Here is a 24,052-nt window from a genome sequence, read left to right on the forward strand (position 1 = left end):
GGAGTCTCAAAATGGTTTTGTACTTTTACCTATTATTGGGGGTGTGAATGCCTTTTATTGTATGCTCTGATTCAAACAACCCCTCCAGAAGATATCGTTGAACCCCTTTACAGCACTGAGCGGCCCCCCTGTAATGCCTCCTGCTTGCTTCTATATCCCCGCTCAGGGAGTGGAGTCGGCCGAGGATACTTTCTTTCATCCATTCTTTTGACATGGAATCGGCCCTTTCTGCGGCTTCTTCAAACCTTCCTTCCTCTAGCAATAAATGAACCTTGTAATACTCCCTTACCTGCGACTGTTTTACTTGATGAAGATGGGAAGCGGCGCTTCGTACATCCTTTCGCTGTGCAGCCTCTGCAAGAAGGAAAATCGCTTGGTGTGCGGGAGATTTGTACTTTCGCAGGACCTTGTTGAGCTGATCCTTCACCAGGAGAGGATCACCTTGGCCGAGCGCCCAATAAAAGCCCAGTATCGGCTGCCTCGTGCGTGCAGATAAAAACTGTTCAACTTTGTGTGAATCTGTTGCATGGTACATATAATACATATAGGGAATCATGGCAATGAGAAGGACAGAGGCTGTGATCACCGTTACGACTGCACCAAAAGGAAGATCGAAAAAACCACCTGTAATACCAAAAATAATAGCGAAGCTGAACATGATGATGTACTGTTTTTTGCTGATCATGGATGGTTCCTTTCCGGTTCGTCTCCAGTGTCTTCATCTACCGCCGGGATTTCCTGTTCTTCATGGAATTCCCCTTCTGTCTGCCCGGTGATCCCGTCAAATGGCGTATAGAAGAGCGAAGGAGACCGTTTCTTTTTGAATGATTTTATCCCTGCGATGATGAGGAGCAATGTCACAGAGAGGGGGAGCAGGGCGAATGCCAGCAGCTCCATCATGAATCGTTGGACGAGCTTGTGGCTATGGCGCTTGCAGACATGGTGGCGATCATGGCAGTCTGCTGTGCTTGGATGAGTGTCTCGATCGTCGTCGACAAGCTCGTCGTGGCGAGGGAAGAATCCTCCAAGTGATTGCTCACATAGAAGTTCACGGCCATCATGAAATTCACATCTTTATGCCATTTGAATGCTTTAATCCTGTTCAGGTTGTCCCATACAGAACGGATCCTGCCGCAGTCCGCATCTTTGACGAATGACAGCAGGGCGACCTGCGGATAGTAAGCCGGTTTCATGCGGATTCCTTCCGAGCGGAGGGCATCATATACCCCTAGAACCCTTGATATCAGGGTTTCCGGTCCTTCTTCCTCCTGAAGGGAAAGGATATGGCTCATCGTCTGGAGATCATTCCCTTTTCGGAAGCCTTCATGGTTCAGCTGGTAGTAAAAGGACTCGATATAGCTCACAATATTCTCCTGTTCCTTTGTAGCGAGAAGTACGGCAAAAGGATAGTCGCTATGGCCGGTCAGAAATAAATGTTCCTTCGCCATACGCTTATATAGGGCAAGTGCCCGTTCAGGCAGGCTTGAATCCGTTTCTTCCTCACCAAGGACGGCAAGGGCAGCAAGATGGGTGAAGATTCCCCTCTTGAAACCTGCTTCAATGAGGCGGTCATAAAGGGCTTGGAGGCGTTCAAATTGTAGGCGTGGGTCTTCAGATTTCACATCGAGAAGGGCAGCGAATGAAAAGCGCAACTGCGTTTTCAAGTGAGAAAACATACCGGTTTCTTTTTTGATCATTTCGCTTATCTCCATGAAGCGCTCCACATCAAAAGCATGTTCATTCGTACAGTAAATGGAGGCGGTCAGCATGAGTGCCCGTTGATCGGAAACCTGCCAGCGGAGACGCTTCTTCAAGGTGGTATAGATGAATTCATACTGATCGATCTGGTCTTGGATCATATTGAACACGTCCTTAAATGATTGATTCCTTTATATACGGATGTAATGGTTTGGGGTTTCATTTTGCTGCAGATGTCAATTTCTTATATGAAAGAAGCCATCTGCATTGACCTGCCATACAAGAATCGTTTTTAATTTTTTTTACAATTTGAGTGAGAAATAATTAATAGTCTGCTATGGTGATGTAGGATACATACTCTGTTAAACCACCAATATCTGAATGGGGCTATCCTACGAGGGCGTTGAAGCAGCATCTGTCCTCAGAAAGTCGAAAAAGACAGGAAGGCTTCCGGGTTTCAATGTATTCTACATAAGGGGGAAATCAAATGGAAATGCTGGAGCGGTTGAATCAGTGCATCGACTATATTGAGAAGAATCTGGACGGAGTAATTGATCCGGATGAGCTATCTGCGCTCTCCATGTATTCCTATCATCATTTCCAGAAGATGTTTTCCGTCATCTCCGGGTGCCCGCTTGCGGAGTATATCCGGAAGAGGAGGCTCACCGTAGCGGCCCAGGAACTCATGGTGACAGAGGCAAAGGTGATCGATGTTGCCCTGAAGTATGGATATGAAACGCCGGAGTCGTTCTCGAAAGCGTTCCGGAAGCTTCATGGAGTGCCGCCTTCGAAAATACGTTCAGCGTCTGTCAGGGCGTACCCGAGATTGGGTTTTAAACTTCAGATAACAGGGGTGAACGAGATGAATTATCGCATGGTTGAAAAAGAAGCGTTCGAAGTGGCGGGGATCGGCAGGAGAATGAGCACGCAGGATGGAGAAAACCTAAGGGAAATCCCTAAGTTCTGGGAGCAAGTGAACAGGGATGGGATTGACCGAAAGATTTGCAGAGCTACCCAAGCCGATTCGATTATGGGCGTGTGCCTGCACCAAGATCGTGCGAAGGATGAATTCATGTATTTCATCGGGGCGGAAAATACAGCTGCTTCGGCAGCCTATGAAACGCATACGATGCCTGCTGCTACTTGGGCGGTATTTGAGGTGGTTGGCCCGATGCCCCTGGCCATACAGCGCGTATGGGAGAGAATCTTCACCGAATGGTTCCCGTCCACAGGGTTTGAGCACAGCGGTGGACCTGAGTTCGAGCTGTACCCGATGGAAGACGCAGGGGCAGAAAACTTTCGGTGTGAGGTATGGGTGCCCATCAAGAACCGCTGAGCTGATATTGAAACAAGGCGACGTCAGGTTGCCTTTTTTTGATTCCAAGAATATTCACAGTCATTTCTTCCAAATCTGGTCCTTCTTGCTATAATGTAAGAAAAAGGATGTATCGATTGGAGTGGCACGATGGTATTCCGAAGAAGCCGTATGTCAAAATGGGCGCTCATTCTTATGCCCGTCATCTTACTATGCAATATTCTACTGTATCAATCTTCAGTACAACTCTACCTAGATATTCATATCAGCAAAGAAGTGGTGTTCGGCAGCCTCCTTGACCTGGTGGTCGTCCTGCCGGCTTTGATGTATGCAGCATTCAGACTTTCCAAAAAACAGCTTGCAGGTATCGTGGTATTCGGTCTCGTCCTCGCAAGATTCATACTCCCCGAAGCATACTTTGCTCAGTACACGATTCTGCTGTATGCCGGACTGGCGGTCGAAGTGATCGTTGTCATGGGAGAACTTGCACTGGTCTTCCTCCTAGTGAAAAAGATACCGGACATAAAGGGCTATATGAGGGAGTCTGGAAACGGACCCCTGTTTTCACTTCTCCCCGCAGCCATACGGAATGTAAAGGATCATTTTATCGTCAGGTTGATCACCTCTGAAATCCTTACAATCTACTACGGTCTAATGAGCTGGAAGCGCAAGGCACCCGTCCATCGTGGAGTGGTGACCATGCATCAAACCACCAGCCACACAGCCATGAATCTCATGTTGATCCACGCCATCGTCCTGGAATCAGTGGGGTTGCATTGGTGGCTCCATGATATTCAACCGGTCCTGTCCATGGTGCTCCTCATACTCAATGTATACGGCGTCATCCTGTTCCTTGCTGAGATTCAGATCGCCCGCCTGCATCCCCTTGAAGTGAAGGACGGGATGATCTATATCGGCCAGGGACTTCAAAAGAGGATTGTCTTTCCTATTGGAAATATTGAACACATGGAGTGGGGTGGAAAACCAGCTGAAGACGGTCTTCTCCTCATGTATAAAGATTTTGAAGAAGTGGAGCCCCAGGTTGTCATCACATTGAAGGAAGAAGCAGAAGCCACACAATTCATGGGTAGGAAGGTCATGGTGCGTGAAGTGGCCATCAGGGTGGATGATCCAAACCGCCTGAAAGAATTATTGGTGTGACCCGTATCTTTTTCGGCTTCCCATCCGTTAGTAGTGTGAGAGGATGAAAAGGAGTGAAGGATATGCAACCTGTAGAAAAGTCGCCTCACCCAGGCGGCATGAAGGAACAAAGGGACAGTCTCCTAAGATACTGCCGCTTTCTGACGAAAAATCAGTGGGATGCCGAGGAGATTGCACAAGAGTCTCTTGCCAGGGCATTGGAACATTACCGACAAGAGGAGTGGACACAAGCGCTGCTGAAGCGTATCGCTTATTCTGTGTGGATTGATGTAACGCGTAAGCGGAGATGGGAAACGGTGGAAGCTCCACGTCAAGAGCAGTCGTATCAATTGTCCGGTTTTGATTGCGCCCACCTTCTCCGTCACCTTACCCCGAAGCAGATTGTCACCTTCGTTCTGAAAGAAGCCTTTCAGTTCCGCATTGCAGAGATTGCTTCCATATTGAACATGAGTGAAACCGGGGTCAAGGCGCTATTGAGTCGTGCAAGGAACAGACTGAAAAATCTGCAGGATGAGCCTGGCATGGAGGAACCTTCCGACATTCAAAAACAACTGGATGCTATCCTGCTCCGTACCCTTCGTGCACAGGATCCTGGCCTTCTTCTTCAGTTTATCCCGACGCTGTTAGCCCGTCAGTCGACGGTCAGCGGTGAACGTCTGCATGTCCACTCCTCCTTCTTCCTCTCCAACGCAGCATAATGGAGGAGGATACAAAATGAATGCCATACCGTATGTGATTGAACAATCGAGTAACGGGGAGCGCTCCTACGATATCTATTCAAGACTGCTGAAGGACCGGATCATCATGGTAAGCGATGAAATCAACGATGCCATGGCCAACAGCATCGTCGCCCAGCTCCTGTTCCTGGCGGCAGATGCGCCTGACAAAGATATCTCCCTTTACATCAATAGTCCCGGTGGTTCGACTTCCGCCGGTTTTGCCATTTTCGATACGATGGAGTATATTACTCCGGAGGTGAGGACGATCTGTACGGGGATGGCCGCGTCCTTCGGTGCCATGCTCCTCCTTGCCGGTACCAAGGGGAAACGGATGGCCCTTCCGAATAGTGAAATCATGATTCACCAGCCTCTCGGGGGGGCACGGGGGCAGGCGGCTGACCTTGAGATCTCCGCGAAACGGATCGTCAAACTCCGTAAGCATCTCAATGAAATCATCGCGGAAAGGACGGGAAAGCCCCTGGAACAAGTCGAAGTCGATACCGACCGGGATTACTTCATGACGGCGGAGGAAGCGCTGGAATACGGGATCATTGATCATATCGTCAAAAAATAAGAGTGGGACCCTTCTGGTATCAGAAGGGTTTTTGAATTGGAGGAGGTTTGCTTTCATTCTCTGGTTCCATCCTTTATGATGAGGGAAAATAGAGAAAAAGAGGGTTTACAGTATGAAGAAAATCCATAGTGACATCATTCAGTTCAGGGGTACTCACTTCGAATTCGGGAAGATGCAGGGAGATAAGTTGAAGGGTTCCTTGACGGTCCGGAACAGAGAGAATCAATGGAAAGTGAGAAGACCGAGATTTGACATTGATCAGGAAGAAGCGGAGACGGCCATCAAGCTGTTCGCCCCCTATGTGTGGGAAGAAATTCTAGGCCTTCAGGAAGCCCTTGGGTGGCCGATGGAATCGGTGCTGAGGGAATTCGGCGGGTATCGGGTCCCCTATGGAAAATCAGGCTGCTCCATCATGACTGGAAACGGCTACCTCATACGGAACTATGACTATCACCCAAAAACCTACGAAGGCCGGTATATGCTCTTCCAGCCTGCTGATGGGGGATATGCCATGATCGGTCCGAGCCAGCGCACGACGGGCCGTATGGATGGCATGAATGAACACGGGCTGGCCATCGGCTATAATTTCATGCACCGCAAGAACCCGGGGCCGGGTTTCATCTGCTGCATGATCGGACGTCTGCTGCTTGAGTCATGCAGGAATGTGCCAGAAGCAGTCGACATGTTGAACGAGATCCCCCACCGCAATTCCTTCAGCTATGTGCTCCATGATGCAGAGGGGAGGACGAAGATCGTGGAGGCCTCTCCACGTGGAATCGAGGTAAGGGAAGATCACGCGTGCACGAATCACTTCGACATCCAAGTAGGGGAGAATCGAAATCATCTTGGAGATTCCATGAGGAGGCTTTCCATCCTGAAAGAGCACCCGGGACTGGAAGCCGGTGAAGCCTTCAGGCTAATGAACGACCGTGATAAAGGGGTGTTCTCCGATCTTTATGGAAGCTGGGCGGGGACCATTCATACGTCCGCCTATTTCCCTAAAGAGGGCAAGGCCTGGTTTGTCCTAGGCGGTGATAAAGAGCCGGTCGAATTCAATTTTTCGGCTTGGCTCGAAGGAAAAGAGATTTCAGCAGAGAGGATCGAAGGGGAAGTAGACACCGAGATTCCATTCCTTCATATGGACGAAGGGGCAGATTGGTTTAAACGATGAAAAGACAAGCCCGCCTGGGTATTTAGGCGGGCTATTTATATGGAATAATCCTTTGAATAAACCTCCTTACAAGGATGAAAATTCTAAAAATAAAGTTCATAAGACCTATTTTACTTTTCTTATATTACCTTTTCTTTAGTTCCTTTTAACAAATTTACGTAATTTAGCAAGAGTGACAAAATAGGCACATAGCTTTTAAATCCCTTCTCAGTATAATATAACTAGGAACAACTCGGAGGGATGCAGATGGAGCACAAAAAGAGAACTTGGCTTGGCAGGATGCGGAAGGTTAAGGGCTTAAGCCAGGATGAAGTCGCCAAACTCGTACATATTGACAGATCTTACTATTCGAAGATCGAGAATGGCTTGAGAGCTCCTAGTGAAAAGCTGGCAGAGGACCTCGCTGACCTGCTTGGTTTCCACTATTCTGTATTCGGTATGGAAAAGAGTCCGTTCTTTTTTGCTTTGCGGCATTCGAAGGTGGTATTGGCACACTTTGACCTGAATCTTCGCTATACCTGGCTCTTTAATCCCCACGCGGATTTTGATCCTGTTCTTGCTGTCGGGAGGACGGATGTGGAGATGGAAAAAGGCAGCGGTTCCGAGGAGCTCATGCAAATGAAGCAGGAAGTAATCAGCCGTCGCCAGACCATGAGCAAGAAGATCGTGTTTACCCTTTCCGACGGCGACGCAGCCTATGATGTAACCTGTCACCCACTGTTCAACGCCAGGGGCGTCCTGATAGGAGGAAGCACGGCAGCCATTCGGGTACCGGTGTGTGCCTTACCAAAGGTTCATTCATGACAGAAGATCAGGATGGGGGGATACGATGTATCCGGAAGCCTTGACGTTACTTTTACTGGATTTTCTATTCATCATTACCGGATTGCTTTTCTTTGCGTTGTATTATGATATGAAGAAAAAATTCCCTTCCAGGGTGTGTGCCCTAATGGTTGCGATACCTGTCATTCTCTTATGCATGTTGTTCAGCTATGAGATCACAGAAGGTGTTTATGCAGATTTAAGAAGGATTCCTTTCTTCCTGGCTAGCCTTTACTTCGGTCCCCTCGTATCCATCATTTTGGTCGCGGTCATCGTCCTGTTTCGATTCCTTTTCATCGGTCCGGAACTCATCCATCTGGTGATCTTCAATTATCTATTTGCGTTCCTGGTGATTGCCATGATCAGTAAAAGATTCGCTCAGTATTCGTTGAAGTGGAAACTGGTGATCATGATTATCCTATGTACCTATATGTCGCTTTTCAATCTATCATTTGGCGAGATGTATGACCCGAAGACTAAATTCGCGGAATACATGCTTCTTCTAATCGTTCCTTTGGCCGCTTCGATCATTGCCATATTATGTGCCGAAATGATCCGGAACCTCATCATGTTGAAACGGAAGGAACAGCAATTGGATAAGCTGAATATGGTTGGGCAGCTCGCAGCAAGTATTTCCCATGAAGTCCGCAATCCACTGACTTCTTCCAAAGGATTTCTTCAATTGATCAGGGAAGAGAAGGACATAGAATTGCAGCGGCAGTTCATTGAACTGTCACTTGTTGGCATCGAACAGGCAACAGGTGTCATTGAGGATTATCTTACCTTTACGGATTCCATGCCGGATGAGCCTGTAGCGATCGACGTCAGATTAGCGATCATGGAAGTTGCAAAAGATCTCGAGGCATTTTCACTGGAGCAGAAAGTAAAGGTGAACCTGGTATTGGAGGAAGGCGTGCTGGTCAGGGGACAACCGCGCAGTTTCAGTCAATGCATGATGAATATGATGCGGAATTCAATTGATTCCATGCCTGCTGGAGGGACCCTGACGGTGAAGGTGGAAAAGAAGGAGAAAGTGATTATATCGATCTGCGACACGGGAGTGGGCATGACTAAGGATCAAATCAGGCGATTCGGGGAGCCCTTTTTTACCATCAAGGATGAGTCCACAGGGCTCGGGGTCATGGCGGCCCACATCATCGTCCATGCCATGCAAGGGAATATCACCGTTAAAAGCGAACCGAACAAAGGAACGACCATTTATATCGAATTGAATCATGGAATTGCATGAAGAAAGCCGGCGGATGCCGGCTTTTTATTGTTTCCTTTATACAAATTTGACGATATCTTCAAACGGACGGCGGGTTTTTTCTGCCGGATCCTTCACGCGGTATCCGAATGCCACCATGACGGAGATGCTGAAGCTGCCATCTTCCAGAAGTCCCTCTTCTTCAAGGAGCTTGTTCATCTTTTCCACATGGAAGCCTTCAATCGGACAGGAATCCACTCCGATTTCGGCTGCAGCCGTCATCATATTGCCAAGTGCAAGATAGGTTTGTTTGCCTGCCCAGTCGTAAAGCGGGCGATCACCATCAAGAAGGTTGAAGTCTTCTTTCTGGAACTCTTCGATCCGGCTCAGATACTTTTGAAGATGCTCATCTGGCATATGCTTCACTTCTTTGAAGTGCTGCTGGAGATAGTCAGCATCGTAGCGGGTATCTTTTTTTGTCCGGGCGAGCAGGATCACGAAGTGGCTCGCATCAGGAAGTTTTCCGTATGCTCCCCATGCTGCATCCTTGATCTTTTGACGGAGCTCTTCGCTTTGGATCACGAGGAAGCGCCATGGCTCAAAACCGAATGAAGAGGGAGAAAGCCTACCGACTTCCATGATGAATCGGAAATCGTCATCGGAAACTTTCTTCTCAGGATCGAATTCTTTCGTCGCATGTCTGTCCAGATGGGCAGCGAGTATTTCTTGTTTGCGTTGTTCTTTGTTTTGCACTGCGATCACTCCTATCCATTTGTTTATAACACATTCACCCTACCACATGCGGGCGGGAAGTTCATGTATTTAGTATGGCGGAGGTGCGGGATTCCATCCTTTTGAAGGGGATTCATGTATAATGGACCTAATTCGAGGGCCTTCTAGCCCCTTAGGGAGATTCTTATGAAAACAGATTATGACCGCCTGCTCCACATCGAGACAGGTAAACGACAAATGGGCTTTCACCGGTCCTTTCACTATCATCGATATGAACCGACACCATATGAGGCGCTGGATGAGTTTTGCGAGCAGTATCCTTTCTCCAGATCTGACCGGGTGGTGGATTTTGGATGCGGCAAGGGACGCTTGAACTTTTATCTTCATCACAGGTTCAAATGCACGACCATCGGAATTGAAATGAACAGGGAATTTTACCGGGATGCCATGGTGAACTTGGATCATTATCTCCGCCATGCCGGAATCCGGAGGAATAACGTCCATTTCAAGGAGTGCCTGGCAGAGGAATATGTCATCCACCCACGGGATAATCGCTTTTATTTTTTCAACCCGTTTTCAGTCCAGATCTTCATGAGCGTCATCAATAACATTCTTCATTCGGTAGAAGAGTACCCGAGGGACGTGGAGATCATCCTGTATTACAGCTCCGATGATTATATTCACTATATGGAAGAGCATCCACTTTTCCGTCTGAAAGCAGAAGTGGACCTGACCGGGGAATTTGCCGAGAATCCATATGAGAAGTTTGGGGTGTACGAGCTATTTTATGGTGGGGAAAGGTGAATGGGATTTCTATATTTTCCATTTTTGTGAAACTTTTAATCGCGCCATGCGTACAGTCTAGTAGAAAGCAGACGCTTTCATGAGGAGGATGGGGCATGTACAAATGGGTGTGGGCGAGCTTTTTGATTGTGATCTTGGTGACCATCGGTCTTTGGATGACAAAAGGAGCGGAGTCTGCCATTCTGCTTCTCTCGGGATATGGTCTTGTTTTCTTCTTTCTTGTGTATTTCATGTTCCCGAAGTCGAAGAAGCAGTAGGTTGGAGAAAGGAAGAAGGATGATCCTACATGGAGGATCATCCTTCTTTTTTATTGTAGAGAGCTTCGAGGAGGAAGTCGACGATATGGACGGCCCGTACGGTGTTCGACAGCCCCTCACGTTCGATTCCTAGTTTCATCTGAAGCAGGCAGCCTGGATTCGAGGTGATGATGGTCACGGCCCCTGTGTCCTTGGCATGCTTCATTTTTGTATCTAGGATTTTCATCGACATGTCCGACTCGACAATATTATAAATGCCTGCAGAACCACAGCAGTGGTCGGCCTGCTTCATCTCGCGGTACTCGGCACCAGATACAGCCTGAAGGAGCATGCGGGGCTCGAGGAACGTTTTCTGTACGTTCCTGAGGTGACAGGAATCCTGGTACGTAATGATCTGGGGAGCTACCTTCAAATCGTTGCGGTGGAATCCAAGTTCGACAAGGATGGATGAAACATCCTTGATTTTAGCAGTAAAACGCTCTGCCCGCCCCTTCCATTCCGGGTCATCCTTCAATAGGTGGTCATAGTCCACAAGGAAGGCACCGCATCCCCCTGCGTTTGTGATGATGTAATCGGCTCCACAATCTTCAAATGCTAAGATGTTTTCTTTGGCAAGCTTTTTCGCTCCGTCCTTCTCACCGCTGTGACCATGAAGGGCCCCGCAGCATGTTTGGGCTTGTGGAATGACAATTTCACACCCGGCCTGTTGGAGGAGGGTCGTCGTTGCGTTGTTGGTGCTGAGAAACAGCGTATCCATGAGACAACCGCTGAAGAAGGCGACTTTTTTCTTTTTGGTGCCTGCAGGTTCCAAGTGACGCGGACGATCGGTCATATCACCGCGTCTTGGCACCTTGGGCAGGACCTTTTCCATCGTCGCCAAGTGACTTGGCAGGATGTTCAAGAGTCCCGATGCCCTAACGGCTTTCTGGATTCCTGAACGCTGATAGAAGCCGAGCAGGGAAGTGGTGGTCCGCATCCTGTCAGGGTGGGGGAACAGCCCGGAAAATACCGTCTTTCTCACGACTTTCTCTCGGATGGAGTGCTTTTTGTTCTTGTTGATGATATCCCTTGCTTCTTCCAGAAGGTGCCCGTACTTCACACCGGAAGGACAGACGGGCTCGCAGGCTCGGCAGCCCAGGCATAGATCGAGTGAACGCTCCACATCTTCGTCCGGTTCGATGACCCCATCGACGACGGCTTTCATCAGGGCAATCCTGCCGCGGGGAGAGTGTGATTCCTTGAATCCCGATTCGATGTAGGTCGGGCAGGAGGGGAGGCAAAATCCGCATCGCATACAGTTAAGAAGCTCATCCTCATCCATCCGTTCCTTGAATTCTTGCTGCATCTTCGTTCGTTCACTCATCGTGAAATCACCACGCGCTTTCTGGATTCTTTGGCAAATACTTTATTCGGGTTCATGATATTACCTGGATCGAATGCCTGCTTGATAAGTTTCATGGCATTCACCCCCTCAGGTCCAAGCTTCCATTCAAGATATGGGGCCTTCATCATCCCGACACCATGCTCTCCCGTGATCGTACCGCCCAACCAAATCGCCTCTGAGAAAATGTCGGCGAATGCCGCTTCCACCCGCTCCATCTCTTCGTGATCCCTCGCATCGGTTGCAACGGTTGGATGGAGGTTCCCGTCCCCTGCATGACCGAACGTGCAGATGTTGAGCGCGTACTTCTCGGCGATGCGATTGATGGCCGAGACCATCGTGGCAATTTCAGAACGGGGCACGGTGGCGTCCTCGAGAATGGTCGTCGGCTTCAACCGGGCTAAGGCAGAGAGGGCGGATCGTCTTGCCGTCCTGAGGGCTTCTGCTTCTTCAGGTGTAGCGGCAAGCTCAACAGATACGGCGCCGTGCTCCAAACAGATCTCCTTCATTCTCGCCATATCCCTTGTGACGAGTTCGGCGGGTCCGTCCTGTTCGATGAGGAGGACGGCCTTCGCTTCTGTAGGGAGACCTATCTTGGCGAAATCCTCGACGACAGCAAGGGTGGGCTGATCGAGGAATTCCAGTGTTGCGGGAATGATCTTGCCCGAGATGATATGGGAAACACTTTTGGCCGCAGCTTCCATGTCTCCGTAAGTGGCAAGCATCGTCTTTTTCATTTCCGGGAGGGGCACGAGCTTCAGTGTCGCTTCAGTGATGATCCCGAGCGTCCCTTCGGAACCGACCAGGAGCCTCGTCAAATCGTAGCCTGCCACATCCTTGGCGAGCTTACCGCCAGTCCGGATGATGTCTCCGTTCGGAAGCACGGCCTCGAGAGCCAGGACGTAGTCACGTGTCACCCCGTATTTGAGGCCCCTGAGGCCACCGGAATTTTCGTTGATATTCCCGCCGATGGTGGAAATCTTCATGGAGCTTGGATCCGGTGGATAAAAGAGGCCCTTGGCTTCAACGGAGGCTATGAGTTCCCCTGTGATCACACCGGGCTGGACGGTGATGGTGAGATTCTCCTCATCGAGTTCCAGGATGCTATTCATACGGGTAAAGAGAAGGACGATCCCGCCCTCTGTGGGGCAGGTGCCGGCACACAGGTTGGTGCCTGACCCCCTCGGTACGATTGGGATGCCATGCTCTCCGCACACTTTCACGATGCTTGCAATCTCCTCTGCTGAAGAAGGGGAGAGGATGGCATCAGGCATCGCCTGATAGTTAGGGGTGGCATCGTATGAATAGACGAGCCTCTCTGCGGGGCTGTCATAGTAGAAAGCTTCTCCTACAATGCTGATGAATGATTGCTTGATAGACGAAGTGATCATGGGTGATCCCGCCTTTCTGATATTCTTGTAGATTCAGTTCTTTCCTGGAAGAGGGGCAGGGGTGATGGAACCAAGGATCACATAATCCACGGCACCCGTTGCACCCGGTACATTTCCAGGCTGTCCGTTCAACGTCTCGTGGGCAAGAAGGGCGAAGGCGATGGCCTCTTTGGCATCGGATGAGTAGCCGATTTCTTCCTGCGTGAGGAGCGTACAGGTTGGAAGCAGTTCCTTCATGATACGGATGAGGGTGTGGTTATAGCTCCCTCCGCCTCCGATGATGATTTCATCCACTTCATAGTGTGGGAGGATGAACGTTTTATAGGCATCTGCGATAGAGCGGGCCGTAAAGTACGTCGCCGATGCGATGAGATCTTCTTTCGCAAGGTGAGAGAACTTATCCATGATGCGGTCGATGAAAATGTCCCCAAACTGTTCCCGCCCAGTGGATTTAGGTGGCTTCCTTGAGAAGAAACCGGCTTCCCATTCCATCCATTCTTCCACCATCTTTTCATGCACCTTCCCAGTGGAAGCGATGGCCCCGTCTTCATCGAATGCCTTGCCGTAAAGCCTCTCGCAAAGCCCGTCGATGATCATATTGCCCGGTCCTGTATCGAATCCGTACACGTCTTCAAGGGAACCGTCCTTGGATAGGACGGAGACATTCCCGATCCCCCCGATGTTTTGAAGGAGTCGCCCCACTCCAGGTGACCGGTAGAGGATGTATTCCGTGTAGGGAACGAGGGGGGCACCCTCGCCTCCCGCAGCGACGTCCATAGACCTGAAATTTGAGACAACGGCGGTATTCGTCATGTATGCGATCACGCTCGGCTCACCGATCTGGAGAGTGGAAGGGACAGAATCCGCCGTGGGGAAAGGCTGGTGAAATACGGTTTGCCCGTGGGACCCGATGACATCGAGATCCTCCAGCGGAACACCGGCTTCCGTGCAAAGACCGATGACGGCTTCCCCGTAGATGCGGCCAAGCTCGAAGTGAAGGCTTGAAAGGGCAGGAGTGGATGAGTGTTCTTCACTGATGACCTCGAAAATTTTCTTTTTGACTGACTGGGGGAAGGGGGTGGAGGCGTAATGGATCAGCTTGCAGGTTGCACTGCTTCCCGTCCCTTCCAAGGATACGAGGGCGGCATCCACCGCATCGACGGATGTGCCTGACATGAGCCCTACGGCTAGACGTTTGACCATTTAATGTTTCCTCCTCATTCTTTTAAAAGTCGTGACGGCACCCATGGCCGGGGACATAGGGCTCAAATGGATAGTCGCATCTGGGTAGGCCTCTGAGACTACCTGTTTGAAAGATGTCTGAACTGCGTTGCTTGCTTCCAAAACGCTTCCCTTTATGGCCACCTTCAGCGATGAAAGAGAAAGGTTACGGGCGAGCTGAACGGTCTGCATCCCTAGGGAAGCCCCGGCTTTTTGCAGGATCATCCGTGAAGAAGCATCCCCGTCCTGCGCACATGCGTCCACGACTTTGGACAAGGAGGCGATTTCCCCCTTATTGGATGTGTAGATGAATCCTTTCAACCCCTTCCCGTCAACAGCACCGATCTCCTTCATCACTGCCTGTGAGAGGGGAGAATGGGGGACATCTCGATCGATTTCAGTAGTGATGATCTGGCAGGCCTGGATTGCAATGGAATAGGCACTTCCCTCATCACCGAGAAGATGGCCCCATCCACCGGACACACCTGTCATCGTACCGTGGCGGCCGTGGGAAATGGAGCCCGTTCCCGCAATGGTAAGGATCCCGTCGCCGTCCCCGATCGCACTGTCGAAAGCAAGCTCGGCATCGCTGATGATCCACATGGGAGAGGGAGAAAGGAGTGCAAGTACGTCCTTCACCCGTTCCTCAAGCGGCCCCGATTGAAGCCCGGCCATCCCGATGACGATGGCGTCCGCCTCTCCGTCATGCAGACAGTCTTTGAGAACCAACGTAAGATGGTCCATGGCTTGTTGAAATGATACGGAAGGATTGCCATGACCGGCAACCGATTCGAAGAGCACATTCTGTTGCTCATCCATCACGAGGGCCTGTGTTTTCGTCCCACCTGCGTCTATTCCTATGATTCTTCCCATCTGTCAGCCTCTTTTTTCGAAGGCGAATTTGCCCCATGGTTGCAGATAATCGAGGAGGACGATCTCTTCTTCGCGGATCCGTGCGACCACATTGGTCTTACCGGAATTTTTCATGTCTTTCAAGGCGATTTGAAGCTCCCCGGCATATTGGGCGTACAGGTCATTCTCAATGATGATATCCCCCCGTCTGATATCACGGGTGTTATGGGGAGCGAACTCCCTGCCGCGATACTTCACCCGGCTCTGGGTGGAGCGGATCATATAATCCGACACGTCCCCGCGGTAGAAGTGAGGCTCCTCGAACAGGATCGTTTCTTCAAGTTCCGTAGTAGTATCCACCACATCCACAGAGAACGTGATTTTTTGAAAATTAAGAGAACTCAGGAGCTTCAATTCCCGTTCGGAAGCATATGCGTTACTGATGATCACATCATCGATGAGCCCCGTTGCGAAAAGGTGTTTTGCCTGGACGTCGATTGGAAGGTCCCGATGCATTTCAAGGGTAGGAAGCCCTTCGACTACCGGCCAGGGTCCGAATGTAGCATCTTCCGAAGAGACGAAGGCCGCTGTCCTCATCCCAAGATCCTTGAACTTCTGGCTACACTCTATGAAGAACGGATAAGATAGCCCGGAGTAGCGGTGCGGATAAAAGTTATGACAGCCGAGGAGGGCATACTTATTAGGCTGATACGTCATGATGTTGTCGATGTATTTTGTGGTATTACTCATATTGAGCTCGATCTTCAGGTCATACGGATTGAAAGACATCATGGATTCTTCCTGACCGGTATACCCCATATCGAGACGGATGCCATGGGCTCCGAGGTCGGCAAAGAATGAGAGATCATCATAAGAGATGTTCAGCTCCTTGAAGATGCGCGGTGAGATGTCTGCAATGACTTCCATGCCGAGCTCTTTTGCATATGAAATGGTTTCCTTGAAGTTTGCCAGGATCGTGTCCTTTTCCCCATCTACTGATAGAAGACAGGTGAATACTCGTTTGAATCCATAGGAAGAAGCCAGTTCAAGATACGCTTTGTCATCTTCCACCTTTGAATGATTGGGATAAATCGATACTCCGAGACGTTTGCTCATCTATTCTTCCTCCTTATCGGGTTTCTAATTGGTGGATGCGTTTCAACATAGGGATCATCTGCTCGATGAGCGTGATCTCACTGATGGAAGTCATGAGATGGTCCTGGGCATGGATCATTAGAAGGGACTTTTCGAAGCTGTCCCCGTTCAGCTCCGCTTGAATAAGAGATGTTTGGGTGTTATGCGCTTTGTTCAGCTCCACATGTGCATCTTTCAAAAGCTGATCGGCTTCATCAAACTTCCCTTCGTGAGCCATGGAAAGTCCTTCATAGGCGATGGCTTTTGCATTTCCTCCATTTGAAATGATTTCAAAGATTTCTACTTCTACGTTTTTGGTCATCTTCCTATTCCTCCTAGTACTCTTATAGAACGGTTTTCTACTACTTGGTAAAATAAAAGTTTAGAAATTTCAAAAATATATTGAAATTTAATTTCATTATCGCATATAATCATAGTAAATTGAAAGCCTTTACAAAACAACTCATTTTTTTGGAGGTGACCATGACAGAGTTTCACGTTTTAAAACACATCAAGAGCCAGATGGAAGCATTCACTCCTTCTGAGCACGCAGTAGCGGAATATGTAGTGGAATATCCTGATAAAGTGATGGAAATGACCACAAAGCAACTAGCTTCATCCTGCGGGAGCAGCGAGGCGGCGATCATCCGTTTTTGTAAACGGATCGGCATCAACTCCTTCAGCGGGTTGAAGATCGAACTTGCCAAAACCTCATGGATCGAGGAACCGGAAGATCCCGAAGTGAACACACTTTTACACTTTGAGGACAGCCTGGAAACAGTATTCAGTAAAGTGACGATGAATACGTACCAGGCCATCAAGAACACGGAGAAACTGTTCTCTGTGGAGGAGCTCGAGCGTGCGGTGGAAGCACTCCACCACGCCGATCGCGTCTATCTATACGGAGTCGGAGGTTCTGCTGTCGTGGCGGAGGACTTCACCCAGAAGATCCTCAGGCTCAATTACCTTGCCTTCCAGGCGGGGGATATCCACGTCCAGATGATGATGGCAGCGAATATGACGAAGAACGATGTCCTGTTCGTCGTTTCAACATCAGGTCAGACGAAGGAAATCCTGAGGCTCATGACCGTGGCACAGGAAAAGGGAGCGAAAATCATCCTCCTTACCCAGCACGGGAAGTCCCAGGCGAGAAAGCTTGCCGATATCGTCCTGACAATCTCGGAAGAAGAGAACAATATCAGGATCGGTACGATGACGGCACGCATTGCGCAACTCGTCATCATAGACGCCCTGTTTGTTGCATTATGTATGAAGAAAGGACATGGCGTCTTCGAACAAATCGTCGAGACCCATAATATAGTCCAACGGATGAAAAAGGAGGAAGATTGATGAAAGTATTATTTGTATGTGCAGGTGGGATGTCCAGTTCCATCGTCGTCAATGCATTGAAGAAAGAAGGGGCGAAAGAAGGTCTAGAAATGGACGTCTTGGCAATCGGGACGGGGGAAGTGGCCGATGAGATATCCAAGGGATGGGATGTCTGCATGGTCGCACCGCAGATCAGGCACCGCTTCGATCAGGTGAAGAAAGCGGCTGACGGGGCAAATGTACCATGCGGGCCGATCCCGCCACAGGCTTACTCGCCGCTCGGTGGGGCCACATTATTGAAAACCGTCAAGGAATTGACGAACTAAAGGGGAAGAACAAGGGGGTAGGAACATGCAAAAGTTTGTGAGTTTCTTGGAGAACAACTTATCTGGTCCGATGGCGAGACTGTCGGAGCAAAGGCATCTGCAGGCAATCCGGGATGGGGTCATTTCTGCACTGCCGTTCATTATCGTAGGATCATTCTTTTTGATCTTCGCTTTTCCGCCACTACCCGATGCAGGGGTGTTCGGGGATATCAAGCAGTGGGCACTTGATCATCAGACTGAAATTTTGATTCCTTATCGTGTGACCATGTTCATCATGTCGCTCTATATAGCCTTCGGGATAGGCTACAATCTTGCAAAAAGCTATGACCTTGATCCGTTATCCGGAGCACAGATGGCAGTAGCGGCCCTTCTATTGACAGTTACACCACAGGTGATAGATGGTCAGGGATGGGTACTTCCGATGACCAATCTCGGGGGGCATGGTTTATTCGTAACAATGGTCGTGTCGATCCTGGCAGTCGAAATCCTTCGGTTCTGTAAAAAGCGAAATATCACGATTAAAATGCCTGAACAAGTACCACCATCAGTGGCACGGAGTTTTGAAGCACTGATTCCTGTTGCATTTGTCATCGTAGGCATGTCCGCCATCACAGTCTGGGCAGGTCTTGACCTCCATCACTTGATCGGTGTCGCCGTTTCTCCGCTCGTAACGGCAGGGGACAGCATCTTTGGGGTATTGATTCCAGTATTCTTAATTACATTCTTCTGGTCATTCGGAATTCATGGGGTATCGGTCGTTGGTACGGTCGCCCGTCCGCTCTGGGAAATGTTCCTTGGGAACAATGCCGAAGCCGTCGCACACGGTCAGGTAATCCCGCATATTGCACCTGAAACATTCTACCAATGGTTCATCTGGATCGGTGGGTCTGGTGCCACACTCGGTCTCGCACTGGCTATGGTATTCTTCTCAAGATCCAAGTATTTGAAAGCATTGGGACGCACTAGTATTGTCCCGGTCACGTTCAATATTAATGAGCCTATTATTTTCGGGGCACCGATTGTACTGAATCCTGTCCTGATCATCCCGTTCGTCATCACACCGCTCGTTACGGCAACCATTGCATATGTGGCAACGGCTACAGGAATGATTTCACCGACCTATATCATGCCTCCGTGGACCCTGCCCGCACCGATCGGCGCGTTCTTGGCAACCGGTGGAGACTGGAGGGCAGTGGTGATGGTCTTCATCAATATCGCGATCTCGTTCGCCATCTACTTCCCGTTCTTCAAGATGTATGATAAGAAAATGGTCAAAGTGGAAGAAAACGAGCAACAAGCAGCATAAGCGAAGGCGAGAAGCGGGAATCTCATGATCCCGCTTCTTCACTATGTATCACAAGGAGCGTGAACAAAATGATTGAAACTGTTATACCAAGAAGAATAGGTTTCAAAAGCGTACTGGTTCTGATACTTACTGTATCCATAGGTCTCTTACTCTTATCAAAACCTTTCATGAGTGCCGGAATGCCCAAGGAGTGGAGTATCTTCCTTGCAACTGGCATTTCCACGTCATTGGGCCTGAGTCTTGTCCTTCTGAAAATCGAAGGGCCGGTGACGAATTCGTCAATCAGGAAGAAAAGGTTATTGGTTGGAATCATTGTCAGCCTCGCCATCAGTTTTGTCATGGCATTCGTTGTAAAGTAATACAGGAGGAGGAGCGTTCATGAATAAAGGCTTAAAAATCGTGACCATCGGCGGTGGCTCAAGCTACACGCCGGAGTTTGTGGAAGGGTTGATCAATCGATATGATGAGCTGCCTGTCCGAGAGCTGTGGCTAGTGGATATCCCTGCTGGAAAAGAAAAGCTCGAAATTGTCGGGAGTCTTGCGCGGAGGATGGTGTCTATGGCCGGTGTCCCCATGACCATTCACCTGGCTTTGGACAGGGAGGAAGCACTGAAGGATGCGGATTTTGTTACAACCCAGATGCGGGTCGGTCAGCTGAAGGCAAGGATTCAGGATGAAAGGCTGCCGATCAAGTACGGGATGATCGGGCAGGAAACGAACGGGGCAGGTGGACTATTCAAAGGCCTCCGCACCATTCCAGTTCTTCTTGAGATTGCAGAGGATATGCAGCGTCTTTGCCCTGATGCATGGCTGATCAATTTCACAAACCCTGCTGGGATGGTGACGGAGGCGTTGCTCCGATACAGCAAGCATTCCAAAGTCGTGGGCGTATGCAACCTGCCGATCAATACGAAGATGACCATTGCCAGGCTCCTTGGTGTAGAGGTCGCTTCCGTCGATATCCGTTTTGCCGGCTTGAATCATATGGTGTACGGACTGGATGTCACCGTCGATGGGGTGTCCGCTCTTGATGAGGTACTGGAACTGATGGGTGATGAGGATAAGCAGCTCAGCATGAAAAATATCGCCCCACTGCCATGGGATCCTGTCTTCTTGAAGGCTCTCGGAGTCATACCTTGTCCGTACCACCGGTATTTTTACAAAACCAGTGAGATCCTCGAGAAGCAGCTGGAAGAATTCAAAACGGGGACAACCCGTGCCGAGGTGGTCCAACGATTGGAAGATGAATTGTTCGAGCTGTATAAAAACGAAGACCTTGATGTGAAGCCCCCGCAGCTTCAAGAGCGCGGAGGAGCCTACTACAGCGATGCCGCCTGCAATGTGATTTCTTCAATCTTCAATGATAAAGGGGATGTACAGACCCTGAACGTCAGAAATGATGGCAGTATCACGGGCATCCCTGATGAGTCCGCCGTGGAATTGAACTGTGTCGTGACCAAAGAAGGGCCTAAACCGATCCATATAGGTGAACTGCCTGTAGCCGTCAGCGGACTTGTTCAACAGATCAAATCCTTTGAGCGGACCGCGGCAGAAGCAGCCGTGTCAGGCTCCTACGAAAAAGCCCTCCTCGCCATGGCAATCAATCCACTGGTTACGAGTGATTCAAGAGCAAAACCATTATTGGATGAACTGCTGGACGTCCACCGCGAATTTCTTCCTGCGTTCCATGCAAAGTCGACCCTCCTCTGAAGTGCCAGAGGGGGCATTCTTTATGGCAACGAGTTTTGCTGGAGTGACCCCTACGGCAAATAGGACCTTCGGACGAATGTTAGAAATATTTTGACAAAGTAAAAGCTGGCATGCTAGTATTACCCTATTCAACGGACAAATATATGATCGATACTCTTATGAAGAGCGGTGGAGGGACTGGCCCTGTGAAACCCGGCAACCATTCAACACTTGTTGAAAAGGTGCTAATTCCTGCAAAGCGTCATGCTTTGGAAAATAAGAGAGGACATCCCTTTACCGGGCCTCTCTATCGTGGAGAGGCTTTTTTCGTTGAGGTGAGAACTGAATAGGAAGATGCGACAGGTGCCGTGTGGAAGCATGGCTGAAAAGGGAAACCGGTGAAAGTCCGGTACGGTCCCGCCACTGTAAAGGGAAGCAACTTATCACATCCACTGTTTCTAAAGGGAATGGGAAGGGATAAGGCGTGATGAACCTGAGTCAGGAGACCTGCCTGTTGTGTGCACTTAAGCTCTACGGGTCATAGAGGGGAGTGAGGAACGCGTGTTGACATCATAGGAATGTCGACGTTTATTCATTGCGCGCAAAATCTCTCTTTCTCTGAAAGGGAGATTTTTTTATTGGAGAGAAAATGAGAAGGAGTGAGCAATATGGTGAAAAGTTCAAATCTCGGTTACCCGAGGATCGGTGAGAAACGAGAGTGGAAGAAAGCACTGGAACAATTTTGGGAAGGAAAGCTAAAGGAAGAAGAATTTGTGGAGAAGACAGATGAAATCCGCCTTCGTCATCTTAAAAAGCAGTCGGATGCAGGAATCGACCTGATTCCCGTCGGGGACTTCAGCCTATATGATCATGTATTGGATACGGCCGCCATGTTCGGGGTGGTCCCGAAGCGGTTTGGTCATGAGGGAGGGAAGGTCTCGCTGCAAACGTATTACGGTATGGCAAGGGGGACGGGGGATGCGGTGGCATCCACGATGACGAAGTGGTTCAACACGAATTACCATTACATCGTTCCCGAACTGGAAGGAGCTACGCCTTCTTTGGCCGATAATTCCCCGCTTCGCTACTTCAAGGAGGCGAAGGAGCAGCTTGGCATCATTGGAAAGCCGGTGCTCCTTGGACCAGTTACGTTCGTTAAGCTGTCCAAAGGATATGACCTCGAAGAGTTTGATAGCGTGGTCGATGGGTTCGTACCGTTGTATGGTTCCATTCTCAAGGAGCTTGAAGAGGCTGGTGCCGAATGGGTTCAGATCGATGAACCCGTGCTTTGTACCGACCTGACAGAGGATGAGTGGACGGTGCTTGAGCAGGTCTATGACACGTTGATCAAGGCAGCACCTGGAATCAAGGTCATTCTTCAAACCTACTTTGATCGCGTCAGTCGCTATGAGAGGGTGGTCAGGCTGCCGGTACATGGGATCGGATTGGATTTTGTACACGATGGTGGAGGGAATCGTCAGGCACTGAACACCCATGGATTCCCAGAAGATAAGGTCTTGGCTGCTGGACTCATTGATGGAAGGAATATTTGGAAAGCAGATCTTGATCGGACTCTCTCCTCGCTTAAGCAATTGGAGGGCATTGTTTCAAAGGATCGGTTAATCATTCAGCCGTCATCGAGCCTGCTCCATGTGCCCGTCACGGTCAAAGTAGAGGAAGGGCTGAGGGAACACCTCAAACGCACACTTTCTTTTGCAGATGAAAAGCTGCAGGAAATCGTCACGGTTACGGAGGCGGTCAAGGAAGGGCGTCCTTCTATCTCAAATGAGTTGAAGGAAAGCTCTGACGGTCTCGACAATATCGAACCATCCCGAACACTCAGAGACAGTGAGCAACTGGTCGGAAATGAAGTCCTTCAACGTGCTCCATTCTCTGAGAGGCGGGTCGTTCAGGAGTCAGAGCTCGGTCTTCCCCTCTTCCCCACCACTACGATTGGAAGCTTTCCTCAGACTAAAGAGGTGCGGAAAGAACGGCTTAAGTGGAGGAGGGGAGACGTAAGCGATCAGGACTACCGGACGTTCATCCAGGAAGAGATTGAGAAGTGGATCGACATCCAGGAAAAAATCGGTTTGGACGTACTGGTGCACGGAGAATTTGAACGGACGGATATGGTGGAATACTTCGGTGAAAAGCTTGGGGGATTTGCCTTCACGAAGAATGGCTGGGTGCAGTCCTACGGATCGCGTTGTGTAAAGCCTCCGATCATTCACGGGGACGTCAGCTTCCAAGAACCGATGACAGTGGATGAAACGGTCTTTGCGCAATCGCTGACTGAAAAACCTGTAAAGGGCATGCTGACTGGTCCAATCACAATCGTGAACTGGTCATTTGTCCGGACAGACATTCCGCGTTATGATGTGGCCAATCAGATTGCCCTGGCCTTGAGAAAAGAAGTCGAAGCCCTCGAGGAGAATGGAATCCGCATGATCCAAGTCGATGAACCGGCCCTCAGGGAGGGGATGCCCCTGCAGAAAGAAAAGAGGGCAGGATATCTAAAAGCTGCCGTCCACGCTTTCAAACTTGCGACGTCATCTGTGAAAAGCAGTACGCAAATCCACACCCATATGTGCTATTCGGAGTTTGGGGAAATCATCGAGAGTATCAAAGCGCTCGATGCGGACGTCATATCGATCGAAACGTCAAGGAGTCATGGGAATCTCATTCATTCCTTTGAGGAAAACACCTATAGTCAAGGTATCGGTCTCGGCGTCTATGACATACACAGCCCAAGGGTTCCGACGCTCGAGGAGATGACTCGGAACATTGAACGGGCCATTCGCGTCCTCGATCCGCAACTTTTCTGGATCAATCCTGACTGTGGTTTGAAAACACGCGGAACCGACGAAACCATCGAAGCACTCGTTGTGATGGTGGAGGCAGCGAAGAAGATGAGGGAAACCGTTCTTGCAGCCCAACAGTGAACGAACATAAAAAGTGCGGAC

The 24,052-nt window shown here is 49.6% G+C and carries 25 protein-coding genes and 2 riboswitches; of the genes, 15 read left to right on the forward strand and 10 right to left on the reverse strand.

What is annotated here, in order from left to right; genetic code table 11:
- Positions 1-25: 25 nt before the first annotated feature.
- From ABJ225_RS09325 to ABJ225_RS09335, 3 genes are read right to left on the reverse strand one after another with little or no spacing between them, the layout of a single operon-like run.
- On the reverse strand, positions 26-685 hold the full coding sequence (locus ABJ225_RS09325; RefSeq protein ID WP_218246936.1) for a hypothetical protein: 660 nt from the start codon (positions 683-685) through the stop codon (positions 26-28).
- Positions 682-897 carry a DUF3951 domain-containing protein gene (locus ABJ225_RS09330; RefSeq protein ID WP_481900615.1) on the reverse strand — a complete coding sequence of 72 codons (216 nt, stop codon included), beginning with the start codon at positions 895-897 and terminating at the stop codon, positions 682-684. Before ABJ225_RS09330 ends, ABJ225_RS09325 begins: the two co-directional genes overlap by 4 nt.
- Positions 897-1,859 carry a DUF4003 family protein gene (locus ABJ225_RS09335; protein ID WP_347319791.1) on the reverse strand — a complete coding sequence of 321 codons (963 nt, stop codon included), beginning with the start codon at positions 1,857-1,859 and terminating at the stop codon, positions 897-899. The genes ABJ225_RS09330 and ABJ225_RS09335 overlap by 1 nt, the downstream gene beginning before the upstream one ends.
- A 326-nt stretch (positions 1,860-2,185) precedes the next feature.
- Between ABJ225_RS09335 and ABJ225_RS09340 the strand changes: the two genes are divergently transcribed.
- The 7 genes from ABJ225_RS09340 to ABJ225_RS09370 all read left to right on the forward strand — a co-directional run bounded on the left by ABJ225_RS09340 (position 2,186) and on the right by ABJ225_RS09370 (position 8,709).
- Positions 2,186-3,034, forward strand: coding sequence for an effector binding domain-containing protein (locus tag ABJ225_RS09340; protein ID WP_347319793.1), 849 nt, complete (start codon positions 2,186-2,188; stop codon positions 3,032-3,034).
- A 150-nt stretch (positions 3,035-3,184) separates the two neighbouring features.
- The gene (locus tag ABJ225_RS09345) at positions 3,185-4,174 is read left to right on the forward strand and encodes a hypothetical protein (protein ID WP_347319795.1); all 990 of its coding nucleotides are present in this window, start codon (positions 3,185-3,187) and stop codon (positions 4,172-4,174) included.
- Positions 4,175-4,236: 62 nt separating this feature from the next.
- A complete protein-coding gene (locus ABJ225_RS09350; RefSeq protein ID WP_218246931.1) occupies positions 4,237-4,872 on the forward strand; it encodes a sigma factor-like helix-turn-helix DNA-binding protein in 636 nt (211 codons plus the stop codon).
- 16 nt (positions 4,873-4,888) lie between these two features.
- The gene (gene clpP / locus ABJ225_RS09355) at positions 4,889-5,467 is read left to right on the forward strand and encodes an ATP-dependent Clp endopeptidase proteolytic subunit ClpP (protein ID WP_347319797.1); all 579 of its coding nucleotides are present in this window, start codon (positions 4,889-4,891) and stop codon (positions 5,465-5,467) included.
- A gap of 112 nt (positions 5,468-5,579) precedes the next feature.
- Complete coding sequence (locus tag ABJ225_RS09360) at positions 5,580-6,638, forward strand: C45 family autoproteolytic acyltransferase/hydrolase (RefSeq protein WP_347319799.1); 1,059 nt, start codon at positions 5,580-5,582, stop codon at positions 6,636-6,638.
- Positions 6,639-6,884: 246 nt separating this feature from the next.
- Positions 6,885-7,442, forward strand: a complete 558-nt coding sequence (locus ABJ225_RS09365) for a helix-turn-helix transcriptional regulator (protein ID WP_347319801.1) — start codon at positions 6,885-6,887, stop codon at positions 7,440-7,442.
- A gap of 40 nt (positions 7,443-7,482) precedes the next feature.
- Positions 7,483-8,709, forward strand: coding sequence for an ATP-binding protein (locus ABJ225_RS09370; protein WP_179125755.1), 1,227 nt, complete (start codon positions 7,483-7,485; stop codon positions 8,707-8,709).
- 36 nt (positions 8,710-8,745) lie between these two features.
- Here ABJ225_RS09370 and ABJ225_RS09375 read toward each other — a convergent pair whose 3' ends face one another.
- Positions 8,746-9,420, reverse strand: coding sequence for an NAD(P)H-dependent oxidoreductase (locus ABJ225_RS09375; RefSeq protein ID WP_056534503.1), 675 nt, complete (start codon positions 9,418-9,420; stop codon positions 8,746-8,748).
- Between the two features lie 165 nt (positions 9,421-9,585).
- Between ABJ225_RS09375 and ABJ225_RS09380 the strand changes: the two genes are divergently transcribed.
- Entirely contained in the window at positions 9,586-10,203 is a 618-nt protein-coding gene (locus ABJ225_RS09380; protein ID WP_347319803.1) for a class I SAM-dependent methyltransferase, read from the forward strand.
- Positions 10,204-10,298: 95 nt separating this feature from the next.
- The gene (locus ABJ225_RS09385) at positions 10,299-10,460 is read left to right on the forward strand and encodes a hypothetical protein (protein ID WP_156450607.1); all 162 of its coding nucleotides are present in this window, start codon (positions 10,299-10,301) and stop codon (positions 10,458-10,460) included.
- Between the two features lie 37 nt (positions 10,461-10,497).
- Here the strand turns inward: ABJ225_RS09385 and ABJ225_RS09390 are convergent, their stop codons facing one another.
- The 6 genes from ABJ225_RS09390 to ABJ225_RS09415 are packed head-to-tail and all read right to left on the reverse strand — an operon-like array spanning position 10,498 to position 16,761.
- Positions 10,498-11,823 carry a (Fe-S)-binding protein gene (locus tag ABJ225_RS09390; RefSeq protein WP_347319805.1) on the reverse strand — a complete coding sequence of 442 codons (1,326 nt, stop codon included), beginning with the start codon at positions 11,821-11,823 and terminating at the stop codon, positions 10,498-10,500.
- Positions 11,820-13,232, reverse strand: a complete 1,413-nt coding sequence (locus ABJ225_RS09395; RefSeq protein ID WP_347319807.1) for an FAD-linked oxidase C-terminal domain-containing protein — start codon at positions 13,230-13,232, stop codon at positions 11,820-11,822. The genes ABJ225_RS09390 and ABJ225_RS09395 overlap by 4 nt, the downstream gene beginning before the upstream one ends.
- Positions 13,233-13,265: 33 nt before the next feature.
- Positions 13,266-14,435 carry an anhydro-N-acetylmuramic acid kinase AnmK gene (gene anmK, locus ABJ225_RS09400; RefSeq protein ID WP_347319809.1) on the reverse strand — a complete coding sequence of 390 codons (1,170 nt, stop codon included), beginning with the start codon at positions 14,433-14,435 and terminating at the stop codon, positions 13,266-13,268.
- Positions 14,436-15,326, reverse strand: coding sequence for a BadF/BadG/BcrA/BcrD ATPase family protein (locus ABJ225_RS09405; RefSeq protein WP_347319811.1), 891 nt, complete (start codon positions 15,324-15,326; stop codon positions 14,436-14,438).
- Positions 15,327-15,329: 3 nt separating this feature from the next.
- Positions 15,330-16,421, reverse strand: a complete 1,092-nt coding sequence (locus ABJ225_RS09410) for a DUF871 domain-containing protein (RefSeq protein WP_347319813.1) — start codon at positions 16,419-16,421, stop codon at positions 15,330-15,332.
- A 13-nt stretch (positions 16,422-16,434) separates the two neighbouring features.
- Positions 16,435-16,761 (reverse strand): PTS lactose/cellobiose transporter subunit IIA, encoded by a 327-nt coding sequence (locus ABJ225_RS09415; protein WP_048005032.1) that lies wholly within the window; start codon positions 16,759-16,761, stop codon positions 16,435-16,437.
- A 161-nt stretch (positions 16,762-16,922) separates the two neighbouring features.
- Here ABJ225_RS09415 and ABJ225_RS09420 point away from each other — a divergent pair, with 161 nt between their 5' ends.
- From ABJ225_RS09420 to metE, 6 genes are all read left to right on the forward strand, one after another.
- Entirely contained in the window at positions 16,923-17,789 is an 867-nt protein-coding gene (locus ABJ225_RS09420) for a MurR/RpiR family transcriptional regulator (protein WP_347319815.1), read from the forward strand.
- On the forward strand, positions 17,789-18,094 hold the full coding sequence (locus ABJ225_RS09425; RefSeq protein ID WP_048005030.1) for a PTS sugar transporter subunit IIB: 306 nt from the start codon (positions 17,789-17,791) through the stop codon (positions 18,092-18,094). The genes ABJ225_RS09420 and ABJ225_RS09425 overlap by 1 nt, the downstream gene beginning before the upstream one ends.
- A 25-nt stretch (positions 18,095-18,119) precedes the next feature.
- The gene (locus tag ABJ225_RS09430) at positions 18,120-19,400 is read left to right on the forward strand and encodes a PTS sugar transporter subunit IIC (RefSeq protein WP_048012549.1); all 1,281 of its coding nucleotides are present in this window, start codon (positions 18,120-18,122) and stop codon (positions 19,398-19,400) included.
- A 167-nt stretch (positions 19,401-19,567) separates the two neighbouring features.
- Positions 19,568-19,759: a hypothetical protein gene (locus ABJ225_RS09435; protein WP_218246921.1), complete on the forward strand. Its 192-nt coding sequence runs from the start codon at positions 19,568-19,570 to the stop codon at positions 19,757-19,759.
- A 19-nt stretch (positions 19,760-19,778) separates the two neighbouring features.
- Positions 19,779-21,110: a 6-phospho-beta-glucosidase gene (locus ABJ225_RS09440; protein ID WP_347319818.1), complete on the forward strand. Its 1,332-nt coding sequence runs from the start codon at positions 19,779-19,781 to the stop codon at positions 21,108-21,110.
- Between the two features lie 153 nt (positions 21,111-21,263).
- A riboswitch (SAM riboswitch) is annotated at positions 21,264-21,372 on the forward strand.
- Between the two features lie 61 nt (positions 21,373-21,433).
- Positions 21,434-21,618, forward strand: a riboswitch (cobalamin riboswitch).
- Positions 21,619-21,757: 139 nt separating this feature from the next.
- Entirely contained in the window at positions 21,758-24,031 is a 2,274-nt protein-coding gene (gene metE / locus ABJ225_RS09445; protein ID WP_347319820.1) for a 5-methyltetrahydropteroyltriglutamate--homocysteine S-methyltransferase, read from the forward strand.
- Positions 24,032-24,052: the final 21 nt, after the last annotated feature.

The organism is Rossellomorea sp. RS05, assembly GCF_039822645.1.
GTDB lineage: Bacteria > Bacillota > Bacilli > Bacillales > Bacillaceae_B > Rossellomorea > Rossellomorea marisflavi_B.